Annotated in this window: 12 protein-coding genes; 1 reads left to right on the top strand and 11 read right to left on the bottom strand. The window is 44.5% G+C overall.

Going from position 1 to position 11,888, the window contains the following annotated elements:
- Window positions 1–38: 38 nt before the first annotated feature.
- Window positions 39–428 carry a DUF6122 family protein gene (locus AK824_RS02655; RefSeq protein WP_025652669.1) on the bottom strand — a complete coding sequence of 130 codons (390 nt, stop codon included), beginning with the start codon at window positions 426–428 and terminating at the stop codon, window positions 39–41.
- A 411-nt stretch (window positions 429–839) separates the two neighbouring features.
- Here AK824_RS02655 and AK824_RS02650 point away from each other — a divergent pair, with 411 nt between their 5' ends.
- Entirely contained in the window at window positions 840–1,175 is a 336-nt protein-coding gene (locus AK824_RS02650; RefSeq protein WP_227511193.1) for a hypothetical protein, read from the top strand.
- A 40-nt stretch (window positions 1,176–1,215) separates the two neighbouring features.
- On the opposite strand, the gene AK824_RS02645 is transcribed toward AK824_RS02650, so the two are convergent.
- The 10 genes from AK824_RS02645 to AK824_RS02600 form a co-directional block, all read right to left on the bottom strand.
- Window positions 1,216–2,508, bottom strand: a complete 1,293-nt coding sequence (locus AK824_RS02645; RefSeq protein WP_057758581.1) for an ATP-grasp domain-containing protein — start codon at window positions 2,506–2,508, stop codon at window positions 1,216–1,218.
- A gap of 136 nt (window positions 2,509–2,644) precedes the next feature.
- On the bottom strand, window positions 2,645–3,469 hold the full coding sequence (gene tatC, locus AK824_RS02640; RefSeq protein WP_057758579.1) for a twin-arginine translocase subunit TatC: 825 nt from the start codon (window positions 3,467–3,469) through the stop codon (window positions 2,645–2,647).
- Window positions 3,466–3,852, bottom strand: a complete 387-nt coding sequence (tatB, locus tag AK824_RS02635) for a Sec-independent protein translocase protein TatB (protein WP_057758577.1) — start codon at window positions 3,850–3,852, stop codon at window positions 3,466–3,468. Before tatB ends, tatC begins: the two co-directional genes overlap by 4 nt.
- Window positions 3,853–3,907: 55 nt before the next feature.
- On the bottom strand, window positions 3,908–4,192 hold the full coding sequence (gene tatA / locus AK824_RS02630; RefSeq protein ID WP_057758575.1) for a Sec-independent protein translocase subunit TatA: 285 nt from the start codon (window positions 4,190–4,192) through the stop codon (window positions 3,908–3,910).
- Between the two features lie 77 nt (window positions 4,193–4,269).
- A complete protein-coding gene (locus AK824_RS02625) occupies window positions 4,270–6,588 on the bottom strand; it encodes a copper-transporting P-type ATPase (RefSeq protein WP_227511225.1) in 2,319 nt (772 codons plus the stop codon).
- A 287-nt stretch (window positions 6,589–6,875) separates the two neighbouring features.
- Entirely contained in the window at window positions 6,876–7,154 is a 279-nt protein-coding gene (locus tag AK824_RS02620; protein ID WP_057758573.1) for a DUF5676 family membrane protein, read from the bottom strand.
- A 431-nt stretch (window positions 7,155–7,585) separates the two neighbouring features.
- Window positions 7,586–8,071, bottom strand: a complete 486-nt coding sequence (locus AK824_RS02615) for a DUF305 domain-containing protein (RefSeq protein WP_057758571.1) — start codon at window positions 8,069–8,071, stop codon at window positions 7,586–7,588.
- A 27-nt stretch (window positions 8,072–8,098) separates the two neighbouring features.
- Window positions 8,099–9,277, bottom strand: coding sequence for a copper resistance protein B (locus AK824_RS02610; protein WP_057758568.1), 1,179 nt, complete (start codon window positions 9,275–9,277; stop codon window positions 8,099–8,101).
- A gap of 25 nt (window positions 9,278–9,302) precedes the next feature.
- Window positions 9,303–11,003 carry a copper resistance system multicopper oxidase gene (locus AK824_RS02605; RefSeq protein WP_057758566.1) on the bottom strand — a complete coding sequence of 567 codons (1,701 nt, stop codon included), beginning with the start codon at window positions 11,001–11,003 and terminating at the stop codon, window positions 9,303–9,305.
- Window positions 11,004–11,101: 98 nt separating this feature from the next.
- Complete coding sequence (locus AK824_RS02600) at window positions 11,102–11,749, bottom strand: DUF411 domain-containing protein (RefSeq protein ID WP_057758564.1); 648 nt, start codon at window positions 11,747–11,749, stop codon at window positions 11,102–11,104.
- Window positions 11,750–11,888: the final 139 nt, after the last annotated feature.

Genomic DNA, 11,888 nt, shown 5'->3' with positions numbered 1-11,888 from the left:
TTATGAGAGAGATACAAAGGGATGTAGTCACAACCGTATTAAAACTTAATAGCTCTGCCTAACCACGCTACCAACTCACGGGCAGGAGCCTGACTCAAACACTGTGGACAATTAATATAGGTCATTATACAGTCATTTAAATCAGTCAACATATGCAGTAATAACCCTAAACCAATTATCTTATAGGGCTTTGGTAGAAACAACATGCCCGCATATACTGCCATCGCATAATAAGTATGTAGCGGATGGAAATTAATACTACAACGATTGGGCGAAAAGATAGGTGTCGCTAGCAGATGATCTAAATCAACTAGCATGGTTGCTATTAGGATCAAATAAACTCGCTTATAGTCACTACGAAAAAACATATAGGCGATAATCAACGGCATGCCAAAATGTAGAAAATAATGGATAACGGTTTGACTCATCGCTTTTTCCGAACTAAGAGGGTGTTTTAAAAATTGTTCTAAGAGTATCATACACGATCTGAGGTATACCTTCACACCTGAAAGGCAAGCACGAATCCACCACCTGACGTACGGAAGTTAGTCACCTGACCTTAATAAACACGCGCAGCAAGTAACATACTAATCTGCCGTTGGGAGACGCCAGTAAGCGGCGTTTCGGTCTGGTAATAACGAACGAGTAAACATGGAACTGCATTTATTGCTATGGCTATTTTTGGAGGAATGATGACTCTTGCAAACCTATCCCGCCGAGCAGCGACATCAGCAGTGCTTGCCCTAATGATATGGAGCGTAAGTTTCTTTCTCCATTTTTTTTGGGAGATGGCACAGGTACCGTTCTTCTCCGGTATGGCCGAAGCGAGACACTGGGACGTGGTCTGGCTTTGTACGCGTGCGACCGTCGGTGATGCCAATATTGCTTTTGGCGCCTACGTGCTTGCGGCGTTATTTGTAAAAGATTGGCTTTGGATTGCAAAGCCGTGGCGTCTGTCGACTTTATCGATATACCTTGGCGTTGGCCTGACCGTAACAATACTCTTTGAATACTGGGCAACTGGCGCTGGCCAAAGGTGGAATTATAGTGGGCTGATGCCTGATGTTCCGTTATTAAGCATAGGTGCGTTGCCGCTCGTTCAGTGGGTGGTCATTCCGATACTGTTAATCTACACTGTCAAGTGGATGTTCCTAGGTTGGCAGATATCCAATTAATAGAGGTTAGCATTAAGAGCAGTTGGTGCTATTTAGCTCATTACACCTGAAAGACGGGCGCAAACCCACCTCCTGGTGTACGGAAATTAGTCGTCTGACCTTGATACACACGCGCCGCAGGTAGTAGCAGTTGTCCGTCATACGTATAAAGACGTATATCCACCTTTCTCGTTGTTACAGTGTCATCAATTTTTATTGATCGCTCTCCTGCAGGAACAAAGGTCTGTACGATATAATCCTCATCAAGAATGTTCTCAAAAACGCGTCGAGTCAGCTTGCTACCGCGATAGACCCCTTTGCTTCCATGACCAGCAACTGGCTTAAAAAACAGCTGTCGCCGAGTACGCCACAACGCTGCTGCCTCGTCTTTTGATACAAGCTTAGTCTTTGGTATCGACTTTTCAAGGTACCTCGCTGCAGCCTCATCTAGACCCCAAGCGCGCAATGTCTGCGAATCGGATAGCAAGGTCAGGTTTTGCTTATTGGCCAACATAGCATGTACATGGGGATTGGGTGTCACCACCACAGCACCCTCTAGATAAGCACTTTTAAGCACGGCGTGGTTAGGGTTTTCAAATGCAAAGTCGACCAGACGATTGTATATCATATCGATTTTCTGTCCATGGGCTGTCAGAGCACCATCGACATAGTCGAGTTCAGAGGGATCTAGTATCACAGTGTCAACGCCCTTAGCTTGGAGCAGTTGACGTGCTAACTGGAACTCCAAAAACATGAACTGATTCTTAGGGTCATTATCGATAATAGCTATGCGATTAGGCATGGCAGTAGCTGATTGTCGCTGCCACTCTTGTATGAACATGCTAGTGACAGCTTCTTCAAACCCATCAAGCATTTTAGTAATATCAGCACTTTGCTCAGAAGGGTGGCAGCATTGTTTTTGTGCACGGGCAAGTGCTACGTTTAAAAATGCGCCTCCAGCGTTAGTATTGATCTCAATAAGTTGAGGGCCATCGCTACCTAAGTGAAAGTCATAACCCATAAAGGCTCCTATTGGCCCTGGATCGAAAGCAGCAATTTTGGGTGCCCATGACAATACTTGCTGTTGGTAAGATGGAAGTTTAGCAGCCGACTCAATAGCTGCGACGATTCGCACCATTGTCTCTATCTCTGTTTTAGGGACGAACACTGGTGTTGCTGAAAAAAGCTTATTAAGCTCGTTCGCTCCTATTGGATTGTTTCTAGTTTCCATTAATTGATCTTGAAGGCTTGTATTGAGCGCTTTACGATTGAGAGTAATGCAGTAGCACTCTTGATTCAGTTGATTTGCAAGACCGTCATTAGTTTCTTCGTTGTTGCTGGTTAAGTGTTCCATTTAAACCTCGTCGTTAAGTAGAGTGCTTACGCTGACATACTCTAGTAAACAGCAAAAAACAAAAGGGGTATTTGGCGTTTTTACGATGATGCTAGTTGCTTTTTAATGTCTCACTTCCTGAGTCTAAAGCGGTGCTTCATTCCTCTTTGATTAACATTTTTGCTAAGAATAAACCCAACTCAAACAATAGCCACATAGGAATCGCTAGCAAGAGCATGGATATGCCATCAGGCGGTGTTACTACCGCTGCAACCGCAAAGCAGCCGACAATGATATAACGACGCTTGTCTGCTAAACTCTGAGTAGAAACGATTCCAACCATTATCAGTAGTAAGGTAACCACTGGAATCTCAAAAGTCAGTCCAAACACCATAAACAACTTGAGGGCAAAGCTCAGATAGCTATCAATATCGGTCATCGGTATAACGTTCTGCGGCGCGAATAGGATAAAAAATTTCAATACACCTTTGAGCACGACAAAGTAGGCAAAAGCAACCCCCGTATAAAATAGAAATATCGAAGACAACAGCACAGGAATAGCAATTTTCTTCTCTTTCTTATATAAGCCAGCGGCGACAAACGACCAAATTTGATACAGGATATAAGGCATCGCTAAAAATGCAGCGACAAAAACCGTTAAGCGAATGGGTGCCATAAAGTTTGACGTTATATCAGTGGCAATCATGGTCGAATTGATGGGTAACTGCGCCACTAATGGGTCTGATAAAAGATTATAGAGCTCTCGTGAAAACCCTACCAATGCTAAGAATATAATCAAGACGGCCACGCATATTTTGATGAGATGCTTGCGTAGTTCAATCAAGTGTTCAGTGATAGGCATATCACTGAGCGTACCTAACCTATCTCCAGACTCATTATTCTGTGTTGTATCTGTTGGCGCCTCAAGTTCCGTAGCAGCGATTTTTTCTTGTCGACTTTTTCGCTTTTTAAATAGGCTCACTGATCCGCCTCCTGTTTAATGAACGAGGAGGAAGTATTCGGTTGATGCTCTTTATCATAAGAGGTGATTGGTTGATGTGAAGCGTCTAAGCTTTGGTTCTGCGACTGCTCAAATTTTTGCATACTACCGCGCATCTCTGCTAGTTCACGCTTCATATCTGACTCAGTCTGACGAATTTTTGCAAGCTCATTTTGCATTTGTTGGCGCGTTTCAGCCAGATCAAGCTCAGCTTCTATTTCAGACTGTAGAGTGGATACTGTACGGCGCAGTTTGGCATACCATTGCCCAGCCGTACGCGCGGCCTGCGGCAGTTTTTCTGGGCCCAATACGATTAAAGCAATGATGCCAAACAAGAGTAACTCGGAAAACCCGATATCAAACATAACAGTCACATATATTAAAAGACTATTTAGTGCCGCTATTTATAAGCGGCTCGCTTCATACTTTGTGCTGATCATCAGTGGTGACAGGGCTGATTTCTGTATCATCAGCCTGAGCCCCTACCTGTGTATTTAAATCATTACTTGCAACTGGACTACTATTTTCATGGTCAAGTGCACGATTATTGCGAGCATGCTCGGTTTCTTCATCTTTGACTGCTTCTTTAAAACCCTTTACTGCACCGCCTAAATCTTTACCAGCATTTTTAAGCTTAGCGGTGCCAAATACGACCACCACCACAACCAATAAAATCAGCCAATGTGTAATAGAAAAACTACCCATAACGATATCCTTATTTTTAAATTCTAATAAAACCCGTATTGGGCATTACGTTTTGACAATTTTTCCTAACATTCATATCACAAGTCTAACCTACGTAGTCTAAGCGCGTTAACAATCACCGAGAATGACGACAAGCTCATAGCTGCCGCTGCTATCATTGGACTAAGTAGAAGCCCAAATACGGGATAGAGCACACCTGCGGCAATTGGGACACCAAGTGCATTGTAAATAAAGGCAAAAAACAGGTTCTGTCTGATATTGCGCATGGTGGCGTGGCTAAGCTTATAAGCTTTAGCAATACCCATTAAATCACCTTTTAGCAGGGTAATACCCGCACTCTCCATCGCCACATCTGTTCCTGTACCCATAGCGATACCAACATTCGCCTGCGCTAGTGCGGGCGCATCGTTGATACCGTCACCTGCCATTGCTACCAATTTACCGCTATCTTGCATCTCTTTGACGATACGGTTTTTGTCCTCTGGTGAGACGTCGGCATGGACTTCATCGATACCTAATTTATTGGCGACTGCCTGCGCGGTTTTTTCGTTATCACCCGTTAGCATGACGACTTTTAGTCCCGCGTCATGAAGCAGTGAAATAGCCTCTTTGGTGCTTGGTTTAATAGGGTCAGCAACTGAAATAATACCAGCAGCTTTACCATCTATAGCCACAAACATGACTGTTTCACCGTCTTTTCTACGGACATCAGCTTTAGTAGATAAATCCTGATCGAAGCTGTTTAAACGCTCCATAAGCTTAGAGTTACCAATAGCGATGTTCTTACCATCGACCACGGCTTGTACGCCTTCGCCAGTAGTCGAATTAAAGTCAGTAGCTTTAGGAATAATGAGTGATCTTTCTTGAGCCGCTCTAACGATAGCTTCTGCCAAAGGATGCTCGCTTGCACTTTCTACTGCGGCTACCAATGCGAGGAACTCGTCTTCATCTTGACCTACCTGCGCGTCAATTGCAGTAAGCTCGGGCTTACCAGCGGTCAGTGTTCCGGTCTTGTCGACGACAATAGTATCGACTTTTTCCATACTCTCTAACGCTTCAGCATTTTTGATGAGGACGCCGTTTTGTGCGCCTTTGCCAGTACCAACCATGATTGACATCGGCGTCGCCAGACCAAGGGCACAAGGACAGGCAATAATCAGTACCGCAATCGCATTAACCAAAGCATAAGCCATAGCGGGCTCAGGGCCGAATATCGCCCAGACAATAAAGGTAATGACGGAGCAGATAAGCACGATCGGTACGAACCACCCAGCTACCTTATCTACCAATTTCTGTATAGGTGCGCGGCTACGCTGAGCTTCGGCAACCATTTGTACAATTTTGGATAATACCGAATCTGCTCCAACATTGACCGCTTCGACCAATAGCGTTCCAGTGCCATTCACCGTACCGCCAGTAACCGTATCTCCTTGTGCTTTTGATACAGGGATTGGCTCACCCGTTACCATTGATTCATCAACATTACTATTGCCATCGATCACTGTACCATCTACGGGTAGTTTCTCACCCGGTTTAACCCGTAGCTTATCGCCAGTGACGACCTCATCAAGCGAGACTTCGACTTCGTTGCCATTTTCATCGACACGTCTTGCAGTCGGCGGTGCGAGCTCAAGCAATGCTCGAATCGCGCCTGAAGTTTGACTTCTGGCTTTGAGCTCTAATACTTGACCCAAAAGTACTAAGGTTACAATGACAGCTGCCGCTTCGTAATACACACCGACTTGACCATTAGCGTCTCTGAAACTGTCTGGGAAAATATTGGGAAAAAAGGTCGCGACAATACTAAAAATATAAGCAGCGCCTACGCCTATCGCAATCAAAGTAAACATATTGAGATTGCGGCTTTTTATAGACTGCCAACCACGGACAAAAAACGGGGCGGCGCCCCAAAGCACGACAGGGGTCGCAAGCACTAACTCAGCCCATTGTAAGATCTGTGAGGAGATACCATACTGACTGAAATTAACTACGTTTACGTCAAACATACCGCTCATCACATATATTAATAGCGGTACAGTCAGTACTGTACAAACCCAGAATCGACGAGTCATATCATCGAGCTCTGAGGTATCTTCTTCACCGATAGTAAGCGTTTCAGGCTCAAGTGCCATGCCGCATATTGGACAGCCACTATTCTCAACATCTCTGACTTCAGGGTGCATAGGACAGGTGTAGACCGTGCCATCATAATCAGCAGGAACTTTGTCGTATTTACCGCCTTTGATAGATTTTACATCAGTGCTGTTAGAAGTATCCGCTCCATGACCATGGCAACTTGCATGACTGTCTTCATCAACAACCTCGTCTTCAGGTTTAAGGAACATGCCGCATATCGGACAATCGCTCTTTTCAGTATCCCTGACCTCAGGATGCATAGGACAGGTATAAACGGTTCCGCTATAGCCAGTTGGCACCTTATCGTAAGTGGTATCTTTATTAGGTTCTATGCCTGTATTCACTGTACCGTCACAGCAATCATGGTCTTCGCTGTCCGAAGTATTTTTCGTCGTATCGTGTTTCATGACTATGTTCCCGTTATTGATTGCAATGATAGTTTAGGTCTAAGTCACCAGCTTTTGATCCCATCCAAGATTAGCGCACTGTCCGTCGTTCTCAGCATAGCTGACCTATCTGAGCCGAAGATTCAATGGCTACGCTAGACTCATCCTGCTTTAGCAAACCAGCGATATAGCGGTACAAACACAATCGCAAAATACCAACCATAAAGATAGGATTCGACAAATCCAATTAGGAAACCTGACCATGTCAGCCATTCAAAACCAGGTAGCAGCGGTGCCCAAGCCTCATGCATGCTTATCTGCTCAGGTGCGAGTAGGCCAAAGCCTATGCACAAGAGATAGCTAATGAGCAGAAACAGAGAAACGCTATTGCCCACAGGACCAATTCTTAAAGTATTCGCTTTTGAATTCAATTCGTTCATCTTGACTCTCCTTGGTGGATGCTATACACCGCTTTCGTCACCACCAAACAACGGTATGGTATATGACCCGAGCATCCGAGCCAGAAAGCTTTGCGCAATAATTATAGAAAATTACATCAGCAGAGCATTAAAACCGGTCGTCAAACAGTCTCCATATACTTGATGCAAGTACGTCGCAGCACCGCCAGCTGACGGGTAAGCGTTAGAGATTTTGATATAGGAGTAAGCACTAAAAGAGACAACAATTGCAGCAGCCAGAAGGCCAGTAGGGAAAGTGAACCATGCATACTCAGCCTTTTATTGCTTTTTCATGAGCAATGTTTTGATTCTGTAGTGAAAGTAGCTTTGAATAAAAAGACCTATATGCTTAAGTCTATCATTTGATAGACCATTATTTTATTTGTTTAAAATATTCCTATCAGTATAGATCGTTATTCAAGCTCATCAATCAATTGCTTCATCTCAGCGATTTCACGCTTTTGCGCTTTAATAATATCGTCAGCAAGCTTTTGTACACGCGGATCTTCAATATCAGCGCGACTACTAGTGAGAATGGCAATCGAGTGATGCGGTATCATCGCTTGCATCCAATCGACTTGATCGACAGTTGCTTGTGATCTAACACCCCAAATACCAACAGCAAACATCAATACGCTTAGACCATAGATCATTAAATTGACTTTGGTCTTCTTATACATATTCGTCATAAATGCCAACATGACCACTGCCATACCGGCACCCATGTAGAGCGCCATGTAAGCTCGGGTTTCACTAAAATAAATATGATCCCATTCATAAGTATTGAAATACATCATGATGTACATCACAATCGTAGACGTCACAATCATCAGAGTGAACTTTACATAAGGGTTCATGCCCTGTTGATGATTCATGCTGTTTTGATCTGAAGCATTCATAGTATATCCCCTATTGTTTTAATAATATTAAAACCAGAATTTAACCCCCGCAGTCAAACTACTACTATCAACCGATTCATCTTCTTGACGTCGTTGACCACGAGCCTTGCCAAGCGCTGTCTCATAACTAACACCCACATAAGGAGCTAGCTGGCGACTGAACGTCTCGTAAGTCAGCCTAACCTCGGTTTCCATCTCATTAAAGCCTTTGGTAATACCATTATCATGGTCATCTTTACTAAAGGCAGTTAATCCCACCTCCGGTATGACCACCCAATGCTGATCTAAACGCCATTCGTACTCTGCCCCTAAATCAAGACGAAGTTGACCATCGGTATATAAGTAGGCTCTCGCATCTGTTTCAATAAAATAAGGCGCGGTGCCGACAATACCTGCCATCACCGCCGCGTTATCATTTTCAGTATCGTAAGCAACACCAGCTTCACCATTCCAGAAAATGCTCAGTGGTTTCCAATAAGCAAGCGAGCTCAAGCTATCGATTTCTTTATCATCTTTAGTCTGAGCACTACCTTCGGTACGTAGTCTTATACGATTGCTATCAGTACCATACCAACCCGTCGCCTCAAAGTTGATTTGGTCTTCATCAAACTGATAGCCCAAGTCGTCTACTGACACTCCCCATAATGGCATGCTGCCCATCATCATTGGCTTACCATACTGTCCGTAGGGAACCCCATTTGAATAGTCTGGACTGCGAGCATCGGCTGGTGGCTGCCCACCTTGCATCCCTGACATATCCATGCCACTGTGATCCATACCAGACATATCACCCGACATATCCATGCCACTGTGATCCATATCAGACATATCGCCCGACATGTCCATACCACTGTGATCCATACCAGACATATCACCAGACATATCCATGCCGCTGTGATCCATACCAGACATATCACCTGACATATCCATGCTGCTATGATCCATATCAGACATATCGCCCGACATGTCCATACCACTGTGATCCATACCAGACATATCACCAGACATATTCATGCCGCTGTGATCCATACCAGACATATCACCTGACATATCCATGCTGCTATGATCCATACCAGACATATCACCTGACATATCCATGCTGCTATGATCCATATCAGGCATCTCAGCAGCTGTTGCAAAAGAGGATGTGAGCAAGACTAGCGATGACAAACCAATGAATGGCAGATTTTTCTTAGATATTTTCATAATAAGCCTCATATTTGAAGGTTTGTTAAACGACGGCAACTTCTCGGAACATACCGGCTTCCATGTGATAAAGCAGATGGCAATGCCATGCCCATCGTCCAAATTCACCCGTCACATCGAAGCTAATCTTTTGCGCAGGCTGCACCACAATCGTATGTTTACGTACCTGAAAGTCTCCAGATAGCGTGCGCAAATCACTCCACATTCCATGCAGATGCATCGGGTGATTCATCATCGTGTCATTGACTAAGGTGATACGAACGCGCTCGTTTGGCTTAATATTGACAGGCGTTGCATCCTTAAACATGACACCATCTAGAGCCCAAATATAGCGCTCCATGTTACCCGTTAAATGTAGCTCGATCTCTCGGGTAGGCTTACGCTGCTCTGCAAATATGGCCTCATCGACAGAGCGCAGCTGACTATAATTCAGCACCTCTCGATTGATATTGCGCAGATTAATACCGGGATCATCGAGGTTCATACGTGGACTGTCGACACGCATATCAGATTTAAAGTCATACTCGGTCTTAGCATGCTTTGCTTTGTAGCCTTTGTCACCCATCGCACCCATCATATCGGCCATGGTTAGCCATTCGATCTTATCCATAGCAGGTATTGCAGCACGTGCACCTTTTTTGGTTGCAAGCGTGGTCGCGACATAGCCCGAACGATCGATATTTTGGGCAAATATGGTATGCGCGTCTTGAGTCGGCGTGACAATGACGTCATAAGTCTCAGCAACGCCAATACGAAAATCATCAATATCGACGGGTGCGACATCATTGCCATCCGTTGAGACGACGGTCATCTTCAGACCTGGTATACGCACATCAAATATCGTCTGTGCTGAGCCATTGATAAAGCGTAGTTTGACGGGCTGTCCCGCTTTCACTAGTTGTGTCCAATTGGCTGCTGTGGTCTTACCATTCATCAGATAGGTAAAGGTTTTTTCACCAGACAAATCCGTGAAATCTGTCGGCATCATGCGCATCTGATTCCACATTTTGCGCTTGTCATGAGCAGCTTCTAGATTTGTTGCTGCAATATCGGCCAGCAGCTTTTTGAAGTCTGGTAGATGATAATTGTCAAAGTCTGCACGCTGCTTTAAAAGCTTCAAGAGATTATGCGGATCGCGGTGCGTCCAATCACTCAGCACGATAACGTGGTCTTCCTCGATTGGATGACGTTCGCGACCTTTAGGCTCAATAACGATAGCGCCGAGCATACCAGTTTGTTCTTGGAACCCGCTGTGTGAGTGATACCAATAAGTGCCTGATTGCACCAGTTTGAATGTATAGGTAAAGGTACTGTTCGCAGGAATACCATCAAAGCTAATACCTGGCACACCGTCCATCTCAAATGGAACGAGCAAACCATGCCAATGGATAGAGGTTGATTCATCCATCTGATTATGAACACGTATCACTACGGTATCGCCTTCACGCATCTTTAGCGTTGGCGCTGGCAGCGAGTCATTGATGAGTGTCGCCATGCTCTTTTTACCGTTCACAATAGCGGACTGTTTACTGACGTATAAGTCAAACTCTGTACCGGTTAGGATGGGTACGATATGGTCAGCTTTATCACTGTTGACGGCTATATTTTGTTGACCTTTACCGAGCGCACTATTGGCAATAGACGGCAGCGTAGATAGCATGGATGCCCCTAACAAAGTAGAAGATCCTGTTAAGAAACGCCTGCGATTGAACATATTCTTGTTCATAATAATTTACCTAACTTAATCCGTGAAATGGGAGTTGAGTTCATATAACTGTTGGCTCATTAATAGAACAGAATGAGCTATGTAAAGTGTTAATCAAACTAGATTTGCTGCTGCGGTGAGTCAATGGTTGCATAAATGGCTGTTGAGCCATCTTTGTTAAGCTGCATCACTTTATATGGCATAAATTTATCTTGATATTCCATACCAGGGCTACCAACTGGCATACCAGGTACTGCAAGACCAATGGCATCACTTGGCGGACTCTTTAGAAACTGCGCCATATATTTGGCAGGGACATGGCCTTCAAATACGTAGCCGTCAGTAGTGACAGCGGTATGACAAGAGCGCATCTGCTGCGGTACGCTGTAGCGCTCTTTAAACAAGGACAAATCTTCGACGTTCTGTGCGGTTGCATTTAGGCCATGACCTTCGGCATAACCGACCCACTCTTTACAGCAACCACAATTGGCATCTTTATAGACGGTGGCTGACACATTTCGCAAAATAGTTGATTGGGTATCTGAATGAGCACTGACAGGTATTATTTCGGCTTGTGGTTGCTCTACTAGAGCGGTTTTTTGCGTAGCGGTAGTTGGCTCAGTCGCTGGTTTTGAGTCAGCAGTAGTCGCGTTAGGTTGACTACAAGCGGCTATCGTTAACGATAATGGCAATACCACAATCGCTGAGAGCACACGGCCAGATATCAGATTATGTTCATTAATAAATCTATTAGTATAGCGTCTCATAAAACCACTCCTGAGCGTCTGTCTGACGATCACATTTATAAAAATTAAAGCCGTAACACTGACCAAAGTAGTACTGGTAAAGCTTAAAACTCAAATCGCAAAAGGAAGCACTATTAAGCACTGCATCTTTTACGAAAAA

It is taken from the genome of Psychrobacter sp. P11G3 (genome assembly GCF_001435845.1).
Classification (GTDB): Bacteria; Pseudomonadota; Gammaproteobacteria; order Pseudomonadales; family Moraxellaceae; genus Psychrobacter.
This window is presented reverse-complemented; position numbering and strand designations above follow the sequence as displayed.

Excerpts from the sequence above, each read along its gene's own strand:
- AK824_RS02645 (WP_057758581.1), bottom strand. The coding sequence starts at position 2,508 with ATGGAACACTTAACCAGCAACAACGAAGAAACTAATGACGGTCTTGCA.
- AK824_RS02625 (WP_227511225.1), bottom strand. The coding sequence starts at position 6,588 with ATGCATCCTGAGGTCAGGGATACTGAAAAGAGCGATTGTCCGATATGC.
- AK824_RS02655 (WP_025652669.1), bottom strand. The coding sequence starts at position 428 with ATGAGTCAAACCGTTATCCATTATTTTCTACATTTTGGCATGCCGTTG.
- AK824_RS02600 (WP_057758564.1), bottom strand. The coding sequence starts at position 11,749 with ATGAGACGCTATACTAATAGATTTATTAATGAACATAATCTGATATCT.
- AK824_RS02605 (WP_057758566.1), bottom strand. The coding sequence starts at position 11,003 with ATGAACAAGAATATGTTCAATCGCAGGCGTTTCTTAACAGGATCTTCT.
- tatA (WP_057758575.1), bottom strand. The coding sequence starts at position 4,192 with ATGGGTAGTTTTTCTATTACACATTGGCTGATTTTATTGGTTGTGGTG.
- tatB (WP_057758577.1), bottom strand. The coding sequence starts at position 3,852 with ATGTTTGATATCGGGTTTTCCGAGTTACTCTTGTTTGGCATCATTGCT.
- AK824_RS02620 (WP_057758573.1), bottom strand. The coding sequence starts at position 7,154 with ATGAACGAATTGAATTCAAAAGCGAATACTTTAAGAATTGGTCCTGTG.
- AK824_RS02615 (WP_057758571.1), bottom strand. The coding sequence starts at position 8,071 with ATGAATGCTTCAGATCAAAACAGCATGAATCATCAACAGGGCATGAAC.
- AK824_RS02610 (WP_057758568.1), bottom strand. The coding sequence starts at position 9,277 with ATGAAAATATCTAAGAAAAATCTGCCATTCATTGGTTTGTCATCGCTA.